Below are 19,917 nucleotides of genomic sequence, written 5' to 3'. Positions count from 1 at the left end.
GACGCCGGGGGGTGGTGCTACTTCTTGATCTGCTCGTAGCGGTCGAGGGCCTCGCGACGCTCGGCCTTGTGGTCCACCATCGGGCGCGGGTAGCCGACGAGGTCGCGGGTGTCGTCGTCCGGCTCGTGCGGGTCGGGCACCCGGTCGGGGTCGGCCAGCTCCTCGACCCAGCGGCGCAGGTAGGCGCCGTCGGGGTCGAACTTCCTGCCCTGGGTGGTGGGGTTGAAGACCCGGAAGAACGGGGAGGCGTCGGTGCCGCTGCCGGCCACCCACTGCCAGCCGTGGTTGTTGGAGGCCAGGTCGCCGTCGACCAGCCAGTGCAGGAAGTGCCGGGCGCCGAGCTGCCACTCCAGGTGGAGGTCCTTGACCAGGAAGCTGCCCACGATCATCCGGACCCGGTTGTGCATCCAGCCGGTCGCGCGCAGCTGGCGCATCCCGGCGTCGACGACGGGGAACCCGGTGCGGCCCTCCTGCCAGGCGAGCAGCTGCTCGCCCGGGTCGTCGTACGGCATCCGGGCGTACTCCGGGCGGTAGTACTCGCGCGCCGAGTCGGGGCGCTGGAAGAGCACGTCGGCGTAGAACTCCCGCCAGGCCAGCTCGCTGCGGTAGGTCTGCACGCCCTTGCCGCTCCGGCCGGCGAGCTCGGCCAGCAGCGTGCGCGGGTGCACCTCGCCGTACTTCAGGTGGCGCGACATCCGCGACGTGCCCTCGACGCCGGGCTTGTCGCGGTCCTCGTCGTAGTCCTGGACCTTGTCCAGGAACCGCTCCCAGGTCTCGAGGGCGGCCTTCTCCCCGGCGTCCGGGAGCTCCAGGCCCTCGGGCAGGTCGACGTCGGGGATCCCCGTCGTGCCGCCGGCCTCGTCGTCGCCGAGCTCGCGCCAGGTCACGCCGGTCGGCGCCTCGATCGGACCGCGCCAGCCGTGGTCGCTCCAGGCGCGGGAGAACGGGGTGAAGACCTTGTAGGCCGAGCCGCTGCCGTTGACGACCCGGCCCGGGGACACGGCGTACGGCGACCCGGTGCGCACCAAAGCGATCCCGGCCTCGCCCAGCGCCTGCTCGACGGCCTCGTCGCGGGCCCGGCCGTACGGCGCGAAGTCCTCCGCGACGTGGACGGTGTCGGCCCCGACGACCTTCGCGGCCAGCACCACCCGGCGCACCGGGTCGCCGCGCAGCACGGAGAGGCGGGTGCGCCGCTGGCGCAGGCCGGCGTCGAGGGCGCGGAGCGACGCAGCGAGGTAGGCCCGGCGCGACGGCCCGGCGGGGTCCCACAGGTGCGGGTCCAGGACGAACAGCGGCAGCACCTCGCCGTCGTCGGCGGCCGCGACCAGGGCGGGGTTGTCGGCCAGGCGGAGGTCGCGGCGGAACCACATCACGGCTGTCATCGGTCCCTCACTCTGCCACCGGCCGCCGACCGCCCTCCTCACCCGCGCGGCGCCGTCCCCACGATGCGTCACAATGGAGAGGTGAGCGACCTCATCGACACCACCGAGATGTATCTGCGGACCATCTACGAGCTCGACGAGGAGGGCATCGTGCCCCTGCGGGCGCGGATCGCCGAGCGCCTCCACCAGTCGGGCCCGACCGTCTCCCAGACCGTGGCCCGGATGGAGCGCGACGGCCTGCTCACCGTCGAGGGCGACCGGCACCTGGAGCTGACCGAGGACGGCCGCCGCCTGGCCACCCGCGTGATGCGCAAGCACCGGCTCGCGGAGCGGCTGCTGGTCGACGTGATCGGCCTCGACTGGGAGCTGGTCCACGAGGAGGCGTGCCGCTGGGAGCACGTCATGTCCGAGACCGTCGAGCGCCGCCTGATGACGCTGCTGGAGAACCCGACCGAGTCGCCGTACGGCAACCCGATCCCCGGCCTCGACGAGCTGGGCCAGACCCACGTGGTCGAGGAGTTCATGACCGGCGTCGAATCCCTGTCGTCGGTCGCCTCGGCCGAGGAGGGCCGCGTGCTGGTGCGCCGCATCTCGGAGGAGATGCAGAAGGACGAGCACCTGATGAGCGCGCTGCGCCGGGCCGGCGCCACCCCCGACAAGACCGTCACCGTCGTCTCGACCGGCGCCGGCGTCCTGATCGGCTCCGGCGGCGAGACCGCCGAGATCGTCCCCGAGGCCGCGGACCACATCTTCGTCTCCCGCGCCTGACGCCCGGTCGCGGCGCCGGACGTGATACGGCCGGTGCTGCGGCCGGGCGGCGCGACGGATGACGTCCCGCGCGGTGCCACGTCCGAAATGCGCGCGACCCGCAGGTGTGGCGCACCCGGTCCGATGAGGGACCGGTGCGACCGCCCCCGGTGGACGTAGCTCTGTGACCGGGGCACCTGCGGGCCGGGTGACTGCTGTGGATTCGCCAGCAGCCGGTCGGTCACTGGACCGACGGTCATGCTGGGCTGCTAGCGGGCAGCCACCTCACGCGTCCTAGAAGAATGCATTCTCTGGACCACCTCCTTTCCCGTGTCCGATCACCGTAGATCGACCCCGCCCGCCGTTCAAGGGGTTTCCGCGCGCCTGTGGACGGCCGGTCGACGCGCCGGTCGTCGCGTCGGCCCACGCGCCCGTGGACGCGCAACACCGATGTCACCTCTGCACGCCACACTGCCCCCATGACCAGCTCCACGAGCCCCGGCCGGGCGCCGCTCAGCACCGAGCAGATGATCGCCGCCGACCGCCGCGACCCCGACGTGGCGACGTTCGCCGGGGGCGTGTCCTCCGACGAGCAGCACGCCGCGCTCCGCGCCTCCGTACGCCAGCTCGGGCGACTGCTCGGGGAGGCGCTGACCCGCCACGAGGGCCCCGAGCTGCTGGCCCTGGTCGAGCAGGTCCGCGCGCTGAGCCGCGAGCCCGACGACGGCGCCCTGCACGAGCTGCTCGACGCCACCGACGACGCGACCGCGATCGTGCTGGCGCGGGCCTTCACGGCGTACTTCCAGCTGGTCAACGTCACCGAGCAGCTGCACCGCTGGCAGGAGCTCACCTCGCGGGAGTCCGGCCCGCTGGCCGACGCCGTCGGCCGGATCGGCGCGGCGCTCGAGGACGGCAGCGTCGACCGGGACCTGGTCGTCGACGTGCTCGGGCGGTTGGAGTACCGCCCGGTCTTCACCGCCCACCCGACCGAGGCCAGCCGCCGCTCGGTGCTGGTGCTGCTGCAGAAGATCGCCGAGGAGACCTACGCCGCCGAGGACCCGCGCGGCCGGCCGGCCGACCGCGAGCGCAGCGAGCGCCGGCTGGCCGAGCTGGTCGACCTCCTCTGGCAGACCGACGAGCTGCGCATCGAGAAGCCGGAGCCGGCCGACGAGGCCCGCACGCTGCTCTACTACCTCCAGTCGCTGGCCGCCGAGGTCGTCCCCGGGCTGCTCGAGGAGCTCGACCGCTGCCTGGCCACCATCGACGTCGACCTGCCCGCGACCGCGCGCCCCCTGCGCTTCGGCACCTGGGCCGGCGGGGACCGCGACGGCAACCCCAACGTCACCCCGCAGGTGACCCTCGACGTGCTCGGGCTCCAGCACGACGTGGGCCTGCGCGAGCTGGTCCGTGGCGTGGAGGAGCTGCTCGGCGAGGTGTCGTCCTCGACCCGCGTGGTGACCCCGAGCGACGAGCTCGCCGCCAGTCTCGAGGCCGACGCCGAGGCGCTGCCGATCACCTACTCCACGATCCGCCGGCTGAACGCCGAGGAGCCGTACCGGCTGAAGCTCAGCTTCGCCCGCGTCCGCCTGCTCCGCACCCGCGACCGGCTCGCCGAGGGCCGCGCGCACGAGCCCGGCCGCGACTACCTCACCCTCGACGGGCTGCTCACCGACCTCGCCCTGGTGCGCGACTCGATGCTGGCCGACGGCGACCACCTCACCGCCGACGGCGGCGTGCTCCGCCTGCTGCGCACCGCCACCGCGATCGGGCTCGGCCTGGCCACCCTCGACGTGCGTGAGCACAGCGAGAAGCACCACGCCGCGCTCGAGGTCCTCGTCGACCGCCTCGGCGAGCACCCCGAGCCGTACGCCTCCCTCGACCGCCCCGCGCGGATCCGGCTGCTGTCGGCGGAGCTCGCGAGCCGGCGCCCGCTGACCGGCGCCCGCACCCCCGGCCTGCGCGACGACCCCGACAGCCCGGTCACCGCGTCGCTGTCGCTGATGGACGCGATCCGCGACGCCCTGGACACCTTCGGTCCCGAGGTGGTCGAGACCTACATCGTCTCGATGACCCACGACGTCGACGACCTGCTCGCCGTGGTCGTGCTGGCCCGCGAGGCCGGCCTGGTCGACCCCGGCACCGAGGACACCCCGGCGACCGCCCGGATCGGCTTCGCCCCGCTGTTCGAGACCGTCGCCGAGCTCGAGGCCGCCGAGCCGCTGCTCGAGGCGCTGCTGGGCGACCCGGCGTACCGCCGCGTGGTCGCCGCCCGCGGCGACGTGCAGGAGATCATGCTCGGCTACTCCGACTCCTCCAAGGACGCCGGGATCGCGGCCTCGCAGTGGCAGATCCACCGCGCCCAGCGGGCGCTGCGTGACGTCGGGCGCAAGCACGGCGTGGTGATGCGGCTCTTCCACGGCCGCGGCGGCTCCGTCGGGCGCGGCGGCGGCCCGACCGGGGAGGCGATCATGTCGCAGCCCTATGGCAGCCTCGACGGCCCGATCAAGATCACCGAGCAGGGCGAGGTGATCAGCGACAAGTACACCCTGCCCCAGCTCGGGCGCGAGAACCTCGAGCAGGCGCTCGCGGCCGTCCTCGAGGCCTCCGTGCTGCACCGCACCTCGCTGCTGCCCGCCGACGTCCTCGACGGCTGGAACGCCACCATGGACCGGGTCGCCTCGGCCGGCCAGGAGGCGTACCGCGGTCTCGTGCGCGACCCCGGCCTCGTGCCGTTCTTCGTCGCGGCCACGCCGGTCGACGAGCTCGGCGCGATGAACATCGGCTCCCGCCCGGCCAAGCGCCCCGGCGGCGCCGGCGGCCTCGACGACCTCCGCGCGATCCCGTGGGTCTTCGGCTGGACGCAGTCGCGGATGATCCTGCCCGGCTGGTACGGCGTGGGCTCCGGCCTGGCGGCCGCGCGCGAGGACGGCCGCGGGGAGACGCTGCGCGAGATGTACGGCTCGTGGGCGTTCTTCCGCACCTTCGTCTCCAACGTCCAGATGACGCTGGCCAAGACCGACCTCGACATCGCCGCGCGCTACGTCCGCTCGCTGGTGCCCGAGGACGCCGCCGGCCTCTTCGACCAGGTCCGCGCCGAGCACGAGCGGGCCGTCGAGCAGGTGCTGTGGGTGACCGGGCAGGACTCGCTGCTCGAGGGGTCACCGACGCTGCGGCGCACCCTGGAGACCCGCGACGCCTACCTCGCGCCGCTGCACGCCCTCCAGGTCTCGCTGCTCAGCCGGGTGCGCGCCGCCGGCGACGACGGGCGCCACCCCGACCTGCAGCGGGCGCTGCTGCTGACCATCAACGGGATCGCGGCGGGCCTGCGCAACACCGGCTGAGCCGAGATGACGCTCGCGGACAGCCGAGATGACGCTCGCGGCGCCTCAAGGTGACGGTTCCGGTCAGCCCCAGACCTCGTCGGCGACCTCGACGAGCAGCCGCAGCTTGGCGGCCTGCTCCTCGATCGTGAGCGCGTTGCCCTCGACGGTCGAGGAGAAGCCGCACTGCGGCGAGAGGCACAGCTGCTCGAGCGGCACGTGCTTCGCGGCCTCGTCGATGCGGCGCTTCAGCGCGTCCTTGTCCTCCAGGCGGCCGTGCTTGGTGGTGACCAGGCCGAGCACGACCTGCTTGCCGGCGGGCACGTGGCGCAGCGGCTCGAAGCCGCCGGAGCGCTCGTCGTCGTACTCCAGGAAGAACCCGTCGACCTCGAGGCCGCCGAAGACGGCCTCGGCGACGAAGTCGTAGCCGCCCTCGGCCGCCCACGAGGAGCGGTAGTTGCCGCGGCACAGGTGGGTGGTCACGTGCAGCCCGTCGGGCCGACCGGCGATCGCGTCGTTGATCGTGCGGACGTAGCGCTCGTGCTGGTGCTCGGGGTCGCCGCCCTGCGCGCGCAGCTGCTCGCGCTGCAGCGGGTCGTTGAGGTAGGCCAGCGACGTGTCGTCCAGCTGGAGGTAGGTGCAGCCGAGGTCGGCGACGGCGCGGACCTGCTCGGCGTAGGCCGCGGCGAGGTCGTCCCAGAACGCGTCGAGGTCGGGGTAGACGTCGGCGTCGATCGCCGCCCGACCGCCGCGGTAGTGGACCATGTTCGGCGAGGGGATGGTCAGCTTCGGCGTCATCCCGGGCGCGACCTCGGCGGCGGTGTCGCGCAGGAAGGTGAAGGCGTCGGTGAAGATCGGCTCCCCCAGGCGGACCCGGTCGTGCACCGACAGCGCCGCGGAGGAGAAGTCGAGGTCGCCGTCGGCGTTGCGGAAGTGCACCGCCATCGTCTCCTCGGTCGGCGAGACGCCCTCGAGCTGGTAGAGGAAGTCCATATGCCAGGAGGTACGGCGCAGCTCGCCGTCGGTGACGGTCTGCAGCCCGGCGTCGCGCTGCATCGCGACCACCTCGCGGACCGCGGTGTCCTCCGCGGCGCGCAGGCCGGCGTCGTCGAGGTCGCCGGCGGCGTGGCGGGCGCGGGCGTCGACCAGCGCGGGTGGGCGCAGCAGGCTCCCGACGTGGTCGGCGCGGTACGGGGGCAGCTGGCGGTCGGTGCTCATCCCCCGACCGTAGGCCGACCCCCGCCCCACCCGCACCGCCCGGGCAGGATGAGTCCCATGCACCTCGACCCCGCCGACCCGGACGTCAACACCTACCCGCTGCTGAACAGCATCGTGGTCCCCCGCCCGATCGCGTGGGTCTCGACCCGCTCCGCGGCCGGCGTCGGCAACCTCGCCCCGCACTCCTTCTTCACCGTGGCCTGCGTCGACCCGCCCCTGGTCTCGATCACCTCGGTCGGTGCGAAGGACACGCTGCGCAACGTGCAGGAGACCGGCGAGATGGTGATCAGCCTGGCCAACCGCCCGCTGCTGGAGGCGATCAACGGCAGCAGCGCGCCCTACGACCCCGACGTCGACGAGGCCGAGGCCGTGGGCCTCGAGATGGCGCCGAGCACGAACGTCTCCGTCCCCCGCGTCGCGGCCTCACCGGCCTCGCTGGAGTGCACGCTGCACTCGGTCCAGGAGCTCGGCAACTCCTGGCTGATCCTCGGCCGGGTCGTCGGCATCCACGTCGACGACGCGGTCATGCAGGACGGCCACCCGGAGTTCTCCCTGATGGAGCCGCTCTCGCGGCTGGGCCGCAACGAGTGGGGCCTGCCCAACGAGGTCGTCAAGATCGACCGGCCCACGAAGGCGCCCGGCCGCGACTGACGGGTCAGTCGGCGCCTCCGCTCCGTGGCTGTCGCTCAGGGAGCCAGCCGACAGGTGAGCCAGGCCCGCTCCTGCGGGTCGCGCTCGTAGACCAGCCGGTCGTGCAGCCGGCTCGGCCGGCCCTGCCAGAACTCCACGACCTCGGGCCGTACGACGTACCCGCCCCAGTCGTCCGGGACCGGCACGTCCTCGCCGAAGCGGTCGTCCGCGGCGGCGTACGACGCCTCGAGCTCGGCGCGGTCGGCGACCGTGCTCGACTGCCGGGAGGCCCAGGCCCCGATCCGCGAGCCGCGCGGGCGGGAGGCGAAGTAGGTCGCGACCTCCTCGCGCGGCAGCGGCTCGACCGGGCCCTCGACCCGGACCTGGCGCTCGAGGGCGTGCCAGGGGAAGAGCAGCGCGGCCCACGGCACCTCGGCCAGCTCGCCGCCCTTGCGGGAGGCCTGGTTGGTGAAGAAGACGAACCCGCGCTCCGAGACGCCCTTGAGCAGCACGATCCGTGACGACGGCCGGCCGTGCGCACCCGCGGTCGAGAGCACCATCGCGTTCGGCTCGTGCACGCCCTGGTCGACCGCCTGGTCGTACCACCGCTCGAACATCGCGACCGGGTCGGCGAGCAGGTCGGCCTCGTCGAGGCCGCCGCGGGCGTACTCCTCGCGGGCGGAGGAGAGGTCTCGGCTCATGCCAGCAGGCTACGGCTCCGCGACCCGCCGCCACCCACCCAGCGCGGTGCGGCACAATGCCGAGCCAGAGCACCCCACGACGAAGGTCCCGACGAAGGAGTCGTCCCGCATGGTTGAGGTACACCACGGACTCGAGGGCGTCGTCGCCTTCGAGTCGGAGATCGCGGAGCCCGACAAGGAGGGCTCGGCGCTGCGCTACCGCGGCGTCGACATCGAGGAGATCGTCGGGCGGGTGCCGTTCGAGAACGTCTGGGGCCTCCTGATCGACGGCTCGTACGACCCGGGCCTGCCGCCCGCGGAGGCCTACAACATCCCGGTCCACACCGGTGACGTGCGCGTCGACGTCCAGGCCGCGATCGCGATGCTCGCGCCGGCCTTCGGCTTCCGCCAGACCTACGACATCTCCGACGAGCAGGCCCGTGCGGACCTCTCCCGGGTCGCGGTCATGGTGCTGTCCTACGCCGCGCAGTCCGCGCGCGGACTGCACAACGCCGTCGTCCCGCAGTCCGAGGTCGACGCGGGCGGCACTCTGGCGGAGAAGTTCCTGATCCGCTGGAAGGGCGAGGCCGACCCCAAGCACGTCAAGGCGATCGACGCCTACTGGAGCAGCGCGGCCGAGCACGGCATGAACGCCTCCACCTTCACCGCCCGCGTGATCACCTCCACCGGCGCCGACGTGGGCGCCGCGTTCTCCGGCGCCATCGGCGCGATGAGCGGCCCGCTGCACGGCGGCGCGCCCTCGCGGGTGCTCGGCATGATCGGTGACGTCGAGGAGTCCGGCGACGCCGAGGGCTACGTCAAGGGCCTCCTCGACCGCGGCGACCGGCTGATGGGCTTCGGCCACCGCGTCTACCGCGCCGAGGACCCCCGCGCCCGCGTGCTGCGCCGCACCGCCAAGGAGCTCAACGCGCCCCGCTACGAGGTCGCCGAGGCGCTCGAGAAGGCCGCGCTCAAGGAGCTCAAGGAGCGCCGCCCCGACCGCGTGCTCGAGACCAACGTCGAGTTCTGGGCCGCGATCGTTCTGGACTTCGCCGAGGTCCCGCCGCACATGTTCACCTCGATGTTCACCTGCGCCCGCACCGGCGGCTGGTCGGCGCACATCCTGGAGCAGAAGCGCACCGGTCGCCTGATCCGCCCCTCGGCCGTCTACACCGGCCCGGGCGAGCGCAGCGCGAGCGACATCGAGGGCTGGAAGAGCGCCTGGGGCGAGTGAGCCTCCTGGGTCGTGGGTCGGACGACGCGCTCCGGCGCGTCGTCTGACCCACGACCCGCTCCCACACCATGAGCAGACCCGTCCTCCTCACCGAGCGTGTACGTCTCGAGCCGCTGACGGCCGCGCACACCGAGCTGCTGGTGGAGCTGGACAGCGACCCCGAGGTGCTTCGCCTCATCCACGGCCGTGCCCTGTCCCGGGACGAGGTCGTGGGCACCTACATGCCCCGACGCACCGCGCCCCAGGCGGATGCCCGGGGGCTCGGTTTCTGGATCGGGTGGGACCGCCACGACCCCGAGCGATGGTTCGGGTGGTGGTGCCTGATCCCGGACGCGGACAGGCGTGGTTCCGCTGAGCTGGGCTACCGTCTCCGACGCACGGCCTGGGGACGCGACCTGGCCACCGAGGGCGGTCGCGTGCTGGTGGACCACGCATTCGGGACGGTGGGGCTCCAGCGGGTGTGGGCCGAGACGATGGCAGTCAACACCGCTTCTCGCGCCGTGCTCCGGAAGCTGGGTCTGAACGAACGCGCCATCCGTGTCGACGACGAGAAGCAGGCGATCCCGGGGTGGGAGCACGGTGTGGTCAGCCTGGACCTCGACCGCTCCGCAGCCGGCCCCTCCCGCGTGCCTGACGACGCGCAGTAGCGCGTCCTCAGGCACGCGCCCCCTGGCCCCGCCCGAACCGTCAGCGGAAGACCTGGTCCACCCACCGGAACGCGCCGAGCGCGTGGTCGGCGCGGAAGTGCACGTGGTCGGCCCGCACCCGGTCGGCGGCCTCGGCGGCGTAGGCCACGAGGTCGGTGACGAAGAGGTCCTCCGGGCCGATCGCGGCCAGCACGTCGGGCTCGATGTCGTGGTCGACGAGACCGGCCTCGTCGGACAGGGCGTGGGACTGCGCCAGCGACTCCCCGCAGATCCGGGCGTAGGTGCGCCACTGCTTGGGCGAGAGGTCCTCGAGCTCGATCTCGTCCTTGTACGGCGCCCGCTCGCGCACCATGAAGGACAGCCCGTCGATCTCGACCGCGCCGTAGAACCGGTCGCCCCGGACGAGGTGGACGCCCTGGGCGTGGGTGATCCGCTCGGCGGTGCCGTCCATCTGGAACTCCGAGGGCGGCGCGAGCCCGGCCAGGGCCGAGCGCCGGGCCTGCTTGAACTCGATGATCACGTCGTCGGTGCCGTCGGCGTTGGGCCCCTCGACCATCAGGTAGTAGCGGGGCAGGCCCAGCGAGGCGGTGCCCTGCCCGAGCCGCTCGCAGACGTCCTTGACCCGCATCCGACCGGCGCGGGCGGGGACCTCGATGTCGTTGTCGCGCACGAAGCGGTCCAGCGCGGCCTGGAACTCCTCGACCCTGCTGGTCACCGGCACGTGCTCGTCGTCGGGGCGGAAGCCCCGGCGGTACTCGTCGTGGTACTTGCGGGCCAGCCAGGCGTCGCGGTCCTCGTGCGCGCCCTTGATCAGGCGCCGGATCAGCTTGGGGGCGTTGTCCTCGCGCATCTGGCCCTGCTGCTCGGTCGCGTCGGAGGCGTAGCGCCGCATCGCCCCGACGTAGCCGCGCACGAAGCACTCCGCGATCCGCAGCTGCTTCATCGTGCCCATCCCGCCCTCGGTCCCCGCCGCGATGACGAAGCCCACCGCCCCACGCTTGAGGTCCCAGGTGAACGGGGCGTAGTAGGCCTCGTCGAAGTCGTTGACGCCGAAGATCGGCACGTCGTCGGCGCTCGGCATCACGCCGAAGTTCTCCGGGTGCACGTCGCCCAGGGTCAGCACGGTCGGCATCCAGGCGTCCTCGCCGGCGATGTCGCGGTAGAACAGCAGGCAGGTGCCGCGGAAGAACGAGTAGAGCGAGTCGGCCAGCAGCTCGAACTTCGCCTCCGCGTCCTGGCTGCGGTGCGCGATCCGGGTCTCGTGGTCCTCGCGGACGGTCTGGCGCACGTGCAGGCGCCGGTCGTGGCCGCGCAGCTGACGGGGCATGAAGCGCACCTCGCCGCGGGCGCGCTGCTCGGCCAGCGCGCGGAACGCGTCCACCCGGGAGCCGTGGGGTACGCGGGCCTGGGCGCCCACGTCCCCGCCCTCCGCCGGGTCGCTGCCGGAGGTGACCAGGGCCTCGACCAGCTCGTCCTTGGACATCGAGGACCGTCCGGGCAGCTGCTGCCCACGGGCGAGGTCCATCAGGTCGGCCCGGGTCAGGGTGCGCAGCTCCTCGGCGGAGCGGGCAGGGGTGCTCATCGGTCGTGTCTATCGGACCGGTCGCCGCGCCCGCACCACCCGGGGCGGGGTCCGGGCGCTCCACGCGCCCTACACTCGCGCCGTGGGATCATCGCTACCTCCGGCGGCCGCCGCCGACCTCGTCAACAGCTACGCGCGACGCGTGGCCGACGACGTGGAGCTGGTGCTGGACGGGACCACCGCCCGTCCCGGGCCGGACGACACGGTCGTGCTGCGCCGCGGCGAGCACCACCTCACGGCCGTCCCGACGGTGTCCGGCAGCGGCGACGTACGCCGGCTGGTCGCCCGGTTCCCCCGGGCGGACCTGACCGACGGGACCTGGAAGGTCCGGCTGCGCACGCCGGACGGCCCGCTCCCCCTGGGGTGCCGCCTGCTGGTCCAGGGCGAGCGGCCCGTGGTCCTGCTCTGGGGTGACGAGGCGGCCCCGTCGCGACCGTCCCGCGCCCGTCCCCGCCCGGACCAGGACCCGGCCCCCCGTCAGCCCGCGGCCTCGCGGCTGCTGCGACGCCTGCGGAGGTCACGCCGTCTCAGGCGCCTGGCGCGACTCGGCTCGTCAGCTCGTCGTTCTTCCTGATCAGGTCCTCCAGCAGCGTGCGGGCGCCGGCCAGGCCCTCGCCCTGCTGCCGCGCGCGACGCCACCGGGTCCAGTCGACCGCGGCGAGGAACTCCTCCGGCGCCATGGCCCTCGTGCGCTGCAGGACCTCGGCCGGCACGTCCTGGGGGTCCGGGAGGACCGCCGTCGTGGCGACCCAGTCGTCGTAGCCGGGGAGGACCCCGCCGCGTGCCGCGTCGGGCAGCATCAGCACGCAGGTGCCGGTGGGCTGCGTGTCGATCTCGACCACCACCAGGTCCGGGCGCAGGGTGCGCAGCGCAGCCGTGGCCTTGTAGACGTCCCCGGTCCAGCGCGTGGTGCTGCGCTTGCGGTTGGCCATCACCACCTTCCGCGGGAGCACGTCGTCGATCACCAGCACGCTGGTCGCCGAGGTGAACCTCTCGACCGCGACGACGTCGCGCAGGGCGTACTCGGCCAGGTGCATCCCGTCGACGAACGCCAGGTCCACGACCGGGACCGGGAGGTGGGCCAGCGGGCGGCGACGGGCGAAGAACTCGTCGCTGCTGGTCCGGGCCAGGTGCACGTCGGCCTGGACCTCCTCGGTGATCGAGAACTCCGGGTCGATCCCCACGCTCGAGGCGCGGGAGAGGGACAGGCTGCGGCCGGTGTTGATGCCGGTCTCCAGGTAGGTGCGGGGCTGGAGGTCCTCGTGCAGCCGGGCGAGCAGCTCGTGGCGGTTCATGGGGCGGGTCTCCTCGGTGTGGGGCGCGTCGGGGACGTCGGAGGCCCCGGGTACGGGTCCCGGCGGCCCGGGCGGGCGGTCACAGGGCCTCGAGCACGCGGCGCAGCGCGGCCCGGTCGGCGTGCTCGCAGAAGGCGACCCGGTGGCCCCGGGCGGCGTCGACCATCTGCTGGGTCGCCATGGGGGCGGTCGCCGAGCGCAGGTCGCCGATCTCGACGACCCGGGTCTCCGGCCCGGCGAACGCGGAGAGGTGCAGCGCGGAGCCCGAGAACCCCGCGACGACGTCCGCGCCGCTGACCAGCCCGATCTGCTCGACGACCGGGAGCGTCTCGGGGTGGACGATGCGGAAGCCCTGGTCCCGGAACGCCTGCTCGACGTGGTCCTCCCACTCGGGCGAGGTGCGGACCCGGCTGGACCTGCCCTCGCGTGCCTCGTGCCAGCGCCGCCGGGACAGGAAGACGCGGGCGTCCGTGCCGGGCTGCGTCCGGCCGGCCACCCGCTCCCAGAGCGCGACGGCCGCGGGGGTCGCCCAGCTCTTCAGCACGACGGGCTGCTGCGGGACCAGGAGCGTCTCGACGTGCGCGGGCGCGGTGTTCACCTGGACGTGCCGTCGGCCGGCGTAGCCGGCCAGCTCCAGGAGGTCGAGCTTCCACGGGACCAGCTCGACGTCCTGCGCGGGCCGTCGGTGGCCGTGCGCCTCGCCGCGGAACCGCCGATGACCGAGCAGGCCGTCGACCTGGATCTGCTCCGGGTCCGGCCACAGGTTCGTCAGCGTCTCGAGGACGAAGTGGCCGAAGTGCTGCGGCCAGTGCCCCACGTAGAGCCAGGTCCCCTCGAGGCGGCGGCCACGGGAGGGCACCTTGACCCGCTCCGGGTCGGCGGCCACCGGCGACCACACGTCGCCGGCCCAGTGCCGCTGGGAGGAGGGGACCAGAGCACCGTCCCGGTCGTGGACCGCGCCGCGGATCCACCGCCGCGGTCCCTTGCTCGCGTTCAGGGGTCCGCTCTCGAAACCCGTCAGCAGGGCGTCCTCGACCCGGACCAGGGTGGGCTCCTCGGCGGGCGGGGCGTCCGGGGAGACCGCCGCGACCCACGGGGACGGTGCGCCCGACGTCGACATGGGCAGGACCGTACCCGAGCCCGCGCCGCTCCCCGGGCGCACGGCGTCGGAGCAGCTCAGTCGAGGCGACCGTCGTACCAGCTGGTCGCCCCGCGACCGCCGGCGCGGCTCAGCGACACGTGCACGTGGTCGCGGTGGCGCAGGGTCTTGGAGCAGCGCTTCCGGGACGGGCAGCTGCTGGAGAGGTAGCGGCCGGGGGTGAACTCGTCGCTGTACGACCGCCAGATCCGGTCGTTCCAGATGATGTACATGATCCCCATCCGGCGGGCCAGGGCGTGCTCGTTGCCCGCGTCGTCGGTGGCGAGCACGCGTCGGAGGAACCTGCTGGCACGCTGCCGGTCGGCCTTCGTCGCGGCGTCCAGCGTCCAGTCGAAGGCACGGCCCTCCTCGTGCTCCGAGGTGCTCGCCGAGCACGCCCGGCCGACGCCGCCGAACCCGCCGCCGAACGTGTCGACCATCCAGCGGCCCAGGGCGACCGCACCCGGCTTCGGCTTCGGCTTGCACGTCGTGCCCCCGACGTAGGAGGCGTAGTCCTCGATCGGGGCGGCCTGGGCGGGGGCGCCCGGGCCGACGGCGAGCAGCGAGGCGGTCAGCAGGGCGCCGAGGAGCAGCGCGAGGCGGCGGAGGGCGGTGGGGGGCACCGGGGAAGGGTAGGCACGCCCGGACGTCCCTGTCAGGCGGTCGGGTCAGGCGGTACGGGTCAGGCGGTACGGGTCAGGCGGTACGGGTCAGGCGGTGCGGGAGCCCTCGGGCGCAGCGGCGGCCAGGGCGGGGTCCAGCAGCCGCCCGTAGCAGCGCGACAGCGCGTCGCCGGCGTAGTGACCGAAGTCGGGCACCGCGACGTAGCCCACGGAGCGGTAGAGCGCGATCGCCTCCGGCTGACGCACGCCCGTCTCGAGCACCATCGCCTCCGCGCCGTACGCCGCCGCGTCGGCCTCGAGCGCGGCCAGCATCGTGCGGGCGTGGCCGGCGCGCTGGGCGCGCGGAGAGACGTACATCCGCTTCAGCTCGGCGGTGCGGGTGACCCCGAGGACCGGCAGGTCGACCCGGCGCCAGGCGCCGGTGGCGACCGCGTCGGCGGTCCCGTCGGGGGCGTCGCGGTAGCCCACGAAGAAGCTGCCGGTGGGCGGCTCGAACATCAGCGGGTCGAGCGGGGTGACGTCGGGCGAGCCGTAGCGCAGGACGTACTCCTGCTGGACCTCCTCGACGAGCCGGACGGCGTCGGGGTGGCCGTAGCCGACCCGGACGAGGCGGAGCACGGGCGCGGGGTCGGGCGCGGGGTCGGGCGGGGGTGGCACGGTGCCAGACTAGGAGGCGTGACCGACGGCCCCCGCATCCCCGCCGACCTGCTGCCCGCCGACCTGCTGCCCGCCGACGGGCGGTTCGGCTCCGGTCCCTCCAAGGTGCCGGCCTCGCGTCTCGACGCGCTGGCCGCGACCGGCACGTCCCTGGTCGGGACGTCGCACCGCCAGGCGCCCGTACGCGGGCTCGTGGGCCGGGTGCAGGAGCAGCTCGCCTCCCTGTTCTCGCTGCCGGAGGGCTGGCAGGTGGTGCTCGGCAACGGCGGGTCGACGACGTTCTGGGACGTCGCGACCTACGGGCTGGTCCGTGAGCGCAGCCAGCACCTGGTCTACGGCGAGTTCACCGCGAAGTTCGCCGAGGCGGCCGCGGCGGCGCCGTGGCTCGGCGAGCCCGACGTCGTGCGCGGGGAGCCCGGCACGATCGTCGCGGCACGTCCCGGCGACGGCCTCGACGTCTACGCCTGGGCGCACAACGAGACCTCGACCGGGGCGATGGCGCCGGTGGTCCGCCCGCCCGGCACCCGGGCCGAGGAGGCGCTGGTCGTCGTCGACGCGACCTCGGGCGCCGGCGGGCTGCCGGTCGACGTGGCCGAGTCCGACGTCTACTACTTCGCCCCGCAGAAGGGCTTCGCCTCCGACGGCGGGCTGTGGTTCGCGCTGATGTCGCCGGCGGCCCTGGACCGGGTCGGCGAGATCGACGCCACCGACCGGCACGTGCCGGCCTCGCTGGACCTGGCCATCGCCGTCGACCAGTCGGCCAAGCAGCAGACCTACAACACCCCGGCCGTCGCGACGCTGTTCCTGATGGCCGAGCAGCTGGACTGGATGCTCGGCCTCGGCGGGCTGCCGGCCGCGGTCGCGCGGACGACGCGGTCGTCGTCCGCGCTGTACGCCTGGGCGGAGGCGTCGTCGTACGCCACCCCGTTCGTCACCGACCCGGCCCACCGCTCGCTGGTGGTCGGCACGGTCGACCTGGACGCGTCGGTGGACGCGGCGCGGGTCTCGGCCGTGCTGCGGGCCCACGGCGTGGTGGACACCGAGCCGTACCGCAAGCTCGGCCGCAACCAGCTGCGCGTGGCGATGTTCCCCGCCGTCGACCCCGAGGACGTCGTCGCCCTGACCCGCTGCATCGACCACGTGGTCGAGCGCCTGTAGCCGACGGCGGCGGAATACCCCAGGAGGTGTGCAGGCCGCCGGTGCGGGCGCGCAGGGTGGATGGTCCGGCGCGACGAGGCGCCGGGCTGAGGAGAGCTCCATGAGCCCGATCAACGCCGTGCTCGGCGCCGCGACCCGACCGGCCCAGGCCGCAGCCGACCTGGTCGGGTCCGCCTGGCGGATCGTCGGCCGCGCCGACGCCGCCCTGGCGCGGGTGGAGAGGCTCATCGACGACGTCGCCGCCACCAACGCCCACGCCCAGGAGGTCGTCGACCGGGCCGACGCGACCAGCCGCCAGGCGGCCGAGGCGGTCGACCTGGGCGCGGCCGAGCTGCGGCGGGCCGTCGGCGCGCTCGCGGAGCACCGCGCGACGCTGCAGCGGGCCGGGGCCACCGCGGGCCATGCCGCCGACGTGATCGGCACCGAGCACGTCGACGCCGTCGCCCACCTGCTCGAGCTGGTCCCGGACCTGCTCGACCTGGTGCTCCCGGCGCTGCGGGGCATGGCCGATGTCTCCCCCGAGCTGGGCCAGCTCACCGAGCGCTTCGACAGCGTCGGCCAGATCGTCGAGGGGCTGCCGGGTGCGCAGCGGCTGCGCCGCCGCGGCGAGGAGCGCGAGCAGGACGCGGCGGACGAGGAGCAGCAGCCGGGATAGTCCCTGACTATCCGGCCAGCGCGCCTCTCAGCAGCGCCGCGGACCGGGCGTCGAAGGCCACCAGCCGTGCCTCGGTGACGAGGGTCGTGGCCGCCACCGAGCAGAGCGCCTCGACGGCCGCCGCCGCGGCGTCCCGCCGGGGCCAGCCGTAGACCCCCGCCGAGACCAGCGGGAAGGCGATCGTGCGGGCGCCGACCTCGTCGGCCACCGCGACCGCCCGCGTGTAGCAGGACAGCAGCAGGGCGCGGTCGGTCTCGCCGGCCCGCCAGTTCGGGCCGACGACGTGCACGACCCAGCGGGCCGGCATCTCGCCGGCCGTGGTCCAGCCGGCGTCGCCGGTCGCCAGGCCCTGTGGGAAACGGCGTACGCAGTCCTCCAGCACGGCCGGTCCCCCGGCACGGTGGATCGCCCCGTCCACCCCGCTCCCCCCGCGCATCCGACGGTTGGCCGCGTTGACCACCGCGTCGACGCGCTGCTGCGTGACGTCGCCCTCGACCACCGTGATCTCCATGCCGGTCCCCTCGTCGTCGCGACGCACCGGATCACTGCTGCTCGGCGCGGATCAGCCTCAGCGTGGCACGCTCCAGCGCCGCCTGCCGCTGGTCGGGGGTGTCGTGGTGGCGGCGGGTCGTGCCGGCGATCGTGCGGCCGCCCTCGTAGGCCTGCACCACGCGCGGGTCGACGTACGAGGACCGCGCCATCGTCGGGGTGTTGCCCAGGAAGCCGGAGACCTCCTTCATCGCCCCGGAGACCGCGCGCCGGCGCGACGCCTGCGTCCCGCCGGGCTCCGGCGTGCCGGCCAGCGCCGCCGCGGCCAGGACCGTGGCGTGCCAGGTCCGGAAGTCCTTGGCGGTGGCCTCCATCCCGGTGCTGTCGCGGACGTAGTCGTTGACCACCACCGGCAGGATCGAGCGCCACGACCGCCCCTGCTTGTAGGCCAGCAGCGACGGGTCCTGCGGGCTGCGGCGCCGGCGCATCACCTCGAGCGCGTCGACCACGATCTCGTCGTCGATCTCGATGCGGTGGTCGACGCCGGACTTGCCGGTGAACGCGAAGACCAGCCGGTCCTGACGACGGCGTACGTGGCGCCGCTCGAGCGTGGTCAGCCCGAAGCTGCCGTGGGTGTCGGCGTAGACGTCGTTGCCGATCCGGAAGTAGCCGAGGTCGAGCAGCCGCACCGCCACCGCGCACGAGCGCTCCAGCGGCATCCCCTCCCGGCCGAGGTCGACCACGATCGACTCGCGCGCCTCGACCAGCGACCGGCCGAACTCCAGCATCCGGTCGAACTTCTCGGCGTCACGGCGCGCGCGCCAGTCCGGGTGGTAGAGGTACTGGCGCCGGCCGGCGTCGTCGGTGCCGACGGCCTGCAGGTGGCCGTCGTCGTACGGCGTGATCCACACGTCGCGCCAAGCCGGCGGGATGACGAGCTCCTTGACCCGCAGCACGTCCTGCCCGTCCAGACGGGTGCCCCGCTGATCGAGGTAGGTGAACCCGCGGCCGGCGCGGCGACGGGTCCAGCCGGGCTGGTCGGGCGAGGTGCGGCGCAGGCGAGGCATGGCCCGGTCACGCTAACCAGCCGGCCGCCGCCGCAGGACCACCCGGGAGAGTGGTCGACCCCGCTCACCACCGCCCGGCCGCCCGCCCGCCCGCGGCCAGCCTGCTGCAACGCTGTGTTACTCCGTCTGGTGCAGCGCCGTGACGGTGGACCAGATGGAGTAACACAGCGTTACAGCGCGGCCCGCGGACCGGCCCCGCTCAGCCGCGCGCGGCCCGCGGACCGCGCCGTCAGCGGGGCTTGAGCGAGCGGAGCAGCACCACGAGCACGCCGAGCAGGAACACCCCGCCGACCAGCCACGGGCCGACGCCCGGGCCGCGGTCGAGCGCGTCGGTGGCGACCGGCGCGTCGTACGCCCCCGGCGGGGTCACCACGGCCGGGTCCTCGGGCGGCACCGTCGGCGAGCCCTCCGGCAGCGGGGCGACCGCCGCGGCGAGGGCCTGCGGCAGCGGGGCGCGCAGCACCTCGCTGTCCACGCCCTCGCTGCTGACCAGGACCCGGAAGTCGCCGTCCACCTCGTCGACCGCGATCCCCTCGCCCTGCTCCTGCTCGGGCAGGTCGAAGGAGCCGACGTCCTGCAGGTCGGGCCAGGAGTAGACGGTGGCCGAGCCGTAGTCGCGGACCACCAGGTGCCGGCCGTCGGGGAAGAACGCGCCGTCGGTGGCGAAGCCGCGGACGCTGCCGATCTCGCGCAGGCGGACCGGCTCGAGCGGCGCCGGCGCCCCGACCGAGGGCGGCACGGCGTCCGGTGGGACCTCGTAGAGCGCCCCGCCGAGCACGACCTTGCTCGCGACCAGGACCCGCCCGGAGACCGGGTCGACCATCAGCGTCTCGGCGTCGCGCGGGCCCTCGGGGTAGACCAGCTCCACGGCGCTGGCATCGTCGACCTCCTGCTCGCCCGACCCGACCGGCACCCGCAGGATGCTCACCGAGTCCCGCACGCCCGCGTTGTCGCCGATGTCGCCCACCAGGACGTCACCCTCGACGGGGGCGAGCGCCTCGACGTCGCGGGCCTCGCCCCACGTCGTGGTCCCGACGGTCCGGCCGTCGGCGTCGACGGTGAAGACGCGGCCCTCGTCGCCGGAGTCGTTGGTCGTCACGACGTGGCCGTCGTCGAGCGCGACCAGCCCGCTCGACTCGACGATCGCCGGGTCGGCGAACGTCAGCACGACCTCCCGCTCGACCTCCGGGGTGATCGCGAGCACCCCACCGACCAGGAACGGCACGGCGACGGCGACCCCCAGGTAGCGGCGGATCTCGAGCACCGCCCCAACCTAGCCCGGCGGTCGGCACGGGCTGTGGCGACCGTCTCTCAGAGGGCTCTCAGCGGGGCTGCCTACCGTTCTCGGCGACCGGTCCCCCCTCGGAAGGAACCCCCTGATGCTCCGCCCCCTCG

Annotated in this window: 19 protein-coding genes; 8 read left to right on the top strand and 11 right to left on the bottom strand. The window is 74.1% G+C overall.

Annotation, left to right across the window (positions count from 1 at the left end; genetic code table 11):
* Positions 1–17 precede the first annotated feature (17 nt).
* The gene (locus tag GV155_RS16155; protein WP_160009615.1) at positions 18–1,382 is read right to left on the bottom strand and encodes a cryptochrome/photolyase family protein; all 1,365 of its coding nucleotides are present in this window, start codon (positions 1,380–1,382) and stop codon (positions 18–20) included.
* A gap of 81 nt (positions 1,383–1,463) precedes the next feature.
* Between GV155_RS16155 and GV155_RS16150 the strand changes: the two genes are divergently transcribed.
* Together GV155_RS16150 and ppc are read left to right on the top strand one after the other, a co-directional pair.
* Positions 1,464–2,150, top strand: coding sequence for a metal-dependent transcriptional regulator (locus GV155_RS16150; protein ID WP_160009613.1), 687 nt, complete (start codon positions 1,464–1,466; stop codon positions 2,148–2,150).
* 458 nt (positions 2,151–2,608) lie between these two features.
* Positions 2,609–5,470, top strand: a complete 2,862-nt coding sequence (ppc, locus tag GV155_RS16145) for a phosphoenolpyruvate carboxylase (protein ID WP_160009611.1) — start codon at positions 2,609–2,611, stop codon at positions 5,468–5,470.
* A gap of 63 nt (positions 5,471–5,533) precedes the next feature.
* Here the strand turns inward: ppc and GV155_RS16140 are convergent, their stop codons facing one another.
* Positions 5,534–6,667 (bottom strand): 5-methyltetrahydropteroyltriglutamate--homocysteine S-methyltransferase, encoded by a 1,134-nt coding sequence (locus GV155_RS16140; protein WP_160009609.1) that lies wholly within the window; start codon positions 6,665–6,667, stop codon positions 5,534–5,536.
* A 57-nt stretch (positions 6,668–6,724) separates the two neighbouring features.
* Here GV155_RS16140 and GV155_RS16135 point away from each other — a divergent pair, with 57 nt between their 5' ends.
* Positions 6,725–7,318, top strand: coding sequence for a flavin reductase family protein (locus GV155_RS16135; protein WP_236554370.1), 594 nt, complete (start codon positions 6,725–6,727; stop codon positions 7,316–7,318).
* Positions 7,319–7,353: 35 nt separating this feature from the next.
* On the opposite strand, the gene pdxH is transcribed toward GV155_RS16135, so the two are convergent.
* Positions 7,354–7,998: a pyridoxamine 5'-phosphate oxidase gene (gene pdxH / locus GV155_RS16130; protein ID WP_160009605.1), complete on the bottom strand. Its 645-nt coding sequence runs from the start codon at positions 7,996–7,998 to the stop codon at positions 7,354–7,356.
* A 109-nt stretch (positions 7,999–8,107) separates the two neighbouring features.
* Between pdxH and GV155_RS16125 the strand changes: the two genes are divergently transcribed.
* Both GV155_RS16125 and GV155_RS16120 read left to right on the top strand, forming a co-directional pair.
* Positions 8,108–9,211: a citrate synthase 2 gene (locus GV155_RS16125; protein ID WP_160009603.1), complete on the top strand. Its 1,104-nt coding sequence runs from the start codon at positions 8,108–8,110 to the stop codon at positions 9,209–9,211.
* Between the two features lie 68 nt (positions 9,212–9,279).
* Positions 9,280–9,858 (top strand): GNAT family N-acetyltransferase, encoded by a 579-nt coding sequence (locus tag GV155_RS16120; RefSeq protein ID WP_160009601.1) that lies wholly within the window; start codon positions 9,280–9,282, stop codon positions 9,856–9,858.
* 40 nt (positions 9,859–9,898) lie between these two features.
* On the opposite strand, the gene GV155_RS16115 is transcribed toward GV155_RS16120, so the two are convergent.
* Positions 9,899–11,440 (bottom strand): DUF2252 family protein, encoded by a 1,542-nt coding sequence (locus GV155_RS16115; protein ID WP_201300204.1) that lies wholly within the window; start codon positions 11,438–11,440, stop codon positions 9,899–9,901.
* A gap of 82 nt (positions 11,441–11,522) precedes the next feature.
* On the opposite strand from GV155_RS16115, the gene GV155_RS16110 reads away from it, so the two are divergent.
* Positions 11,523–12,014 carry a hypothetical protein gene (locus GV155_RS16110; protein ID WP_160009599.1) on the top strand — a complete coding sequence of 164 codons (492 nt, stop codon included), beginning with the start codon at positions 11,523–11,525 and terminating at the stop codon, positions 12,012–12,014.
* Here GV155_RS16110 and GV155_RS16105 read toward each other — a convergent pair.
* The 4 genes from GV155_RS16105 to GV155_RS16090 all read right to left on the bottom strand — a co-directional run bounded on the left by GV155_RS16105 (position 11,968) and on the right by GV155_RS16090 (position 15,153).
* On the bottom strand, positions 11,968–12,735 hold the full coding sequence (locus tag GV155_RS16105; protein ID WP_160009597.1) for a class I SAM-dependent methyltransferase: 768 nt from the start codon (positions 12,733–12,735) through the stop codon (positions 11,968–11,970). The genes GV155_RS16110 and GV155_RS16105 overlap by 47 nt on opposite strands.
* A 79-nt stretch (positions 12,736–12,814) precedes the next feature.
* Positions 12,815–13,855, bottom strand: coding sequence for a glycosyltransferase family 61 protein (locus tag GV155_RS16100; RefSeq protein WP_160009595.1), 1,041 nt, complete (start codon positions 13,853–13,855; stop codon positions 12,815–12,817).
* A gap of 56 nt (positions 13,856–13,911) precedes the next feature.
* The gene (locus GV155_RS16095; RefSeq protein ID WP_160009593.1) at positions 13,912–14,496 is read right to left on the bottom strand and encodes a hypothetical protein; all 585 of its coding nucleotides are present in this window, start codon (positions 14,494–14,496) and stop codon (positions 13,912–13,914) included.
* Positions 14,497–14,583: 87 nt separating this feature from the next.
* Positions 14,584–15,153, bottom strand: a complete 570-nt coding sequence (locus tag GV155_RS16090; protein WP_236554369.1) for a GNAT family N-acetyltransferase — start codon at positions 15,151–15,153, stop codon at positions 14,584–14,586.
* A gap of 18 nt (positions 15,154–15,171) precedes the next feature.
* Here GV155_RS16090 and serC point away from each other — a divergent pair, with 18 nt between their 5' ends.
* Entirely contained in the window at positions 15,172–16,311 is a 1,140-nt protein-coding gene (serC, locus tag GV155_RS16085) for a phosphoserine transaminase (RefSeq protein ID WP_236554368.1), read from the top strand.
* A gap of 100 nt (positions 16,312–16,411) precedes the next feature.
* On the top strand, positions 16,412–16,966 hold the full coding sequence (locus GV155_RS16080; RefSeq protein WP_160009591.1) for a hypothetical protein: 555 nt from the start codon (positions 16,412–16,414) through the stop codon (positions 16,964–16,966).
* A gap of 7 nt (positions 16,967–16,973) precedes the next feature.
* Here GV155_RS16080 and GV155_RS16075 read toward each other — a convergent pair whose 3' ends face one another.
* The 3 genes from GV155_RS16075 to GV155_RS16065 all read right to left on the bottom strand — a co-directional run bounded on the left by GV155_RS16075 (position 16,974) and on the right by GV155_RS16065 (position 19,786).
* Positions 16,974–17,477, bottom strand: a complete 504-nt coding sequence (locus tag GV155_RS16075) for a macro domain-containing protein (RefSeq protein ID WP_160009589.1) — start codon at positions 17,475–17,477, stop codon at positions 16,974–16,976.
* 31 nt (positions 17,478–17,508) lie between these two features.
* Positions 17,509–18,522 (bottom strand): DNA topoisomerase IB, encoded by a 1,014-nt coding sequence (locus tag GV155_RS16070; protein WP_160009587.1) that lies wholly within the window; start codon positions 18,520–18,522, stop codon positions 17,509–17,511.
* 229 nt (positions 18,523–18,751) lie between these two features.
* A complete protein-coding gene (locus tag GV155_RS16065) occupies positions 18,752–19,786 on the bottom strand; it encodes a hypothetical protein (protein WP_160009585.1) in 1,035 nt (344 codons plus the stop codon).
* Positions 19,787–19,917 lie beyond the last annotated feature (131 nt).

This window comes from Nocardioides sp. AX2bis, from assembly GCF_902506435.1.
Classification (GTDB): domain Bacteria; phylum Actinomycetota; class Actinomycetes; order Propionibacteriales; family Nocardioidaceae; genus Nocardioides.
The sequence above is the reverse complement of the archived record's forward strand: the minus strand, read 5'-3'. Positions and strand labels throughout refer to the sequence as shown.

Excerpts from the sequence above, each read along its gene's own strand:
- GV155_RS16105 (WP_160009597.1), bottom strand. The coding sequence starts at position 12,735 with ATGAACCGCCACGAGCTGCTCGCCCGGCTGCACGAGGACCTCCAGCCC.
- GV155_RS16155 (WP_160009615.1), bottom strand. The coding sequence starts at position 1,382 with ATGACAGCCGTGATGTGGTTCCGCCGCGACCTCCGCCTGGCCGACAAC.
- GV155_RS16120 (WP_160009601.1), top strand. The coding sequence starts at position 9,280 with ATGAGCAGACCCGTCCTCCTCACCGAGCGTGTACGTCTCGAGCCGCTG.
- ppc (WP_160009611.1), top strand. The coding sequence starts at position 2,609 with ATGACCAGCTCCACGAGCCCCGGCCGGGCGCCGCTCAGCACCGAGCAG.
- GV155_RS16075 (WP_160009589.1), bottom strand. The coding sequence starts at position 17,477 with ATGGAGATCACGGTGGTCGAGGGCGACGTCACGCAGCAGCGCGTCGAC.
- GV155_RS16135 (WP_236554370.1), top strand. The coding sequence starts at position 6,725 with ATGCACCTCGACCCCGCCGACCCGGACGTCAACACCTACCCGCTGCTG.
- GV155_RS16100 (WP_160009595.1), bottom strand. The coding sequence starts at position 13,855 with ATGTCGACGTCGGGCGCACCGTCCCCGTGGGTCGCGGCGGTCTCCCCG.
- GV155_RS16070 (WP_160009587.1), bottom strand. The coding sequence starts at position 18,522 with ATGCCTCGCCTGCGCCGCACCTCGCCCGACCAGCCCGGCTGGACCCGT.
- GV155_RS16080 (WP_160009591.1), top strand. The coding sequence starts at position 16,412 with ATGAGCCCGATCAACGCCGTGCTCGGCGCCGCGACCCGACCGGCCCAG.
- GV155_RS16125 (WP_160009603.1), top strand. The coding sequence starts at position 8,108 with ATGGTTGAGGTACACCACGGACTCGAGGGCGTCGTCGCCTTCGAGTCG.
- GV155_RS16140 (WP_160009609.1), bottom strand. The coding sequence starts at position 6,667 with ATGAGCACCGACCGCCAGCTGCCCCCGTACCGCGCCGACCACGTCGGG.
- GV155_RS16115 (WP_201300204.1), bottom strand. The coding sequence starts at position 11,440 with ATGAGCACCCCTGCCCGCTCCGCCGAGGAGCTGCGCACCCTGACCCGG.
- pdxH (WP_160009605.1), bottom strand. The coding sequence starts at position 7,998 with ATGAGCCGAGACCTCTCCTCCGCCCGCGAGGAGTACGCCCGCGGCGGC.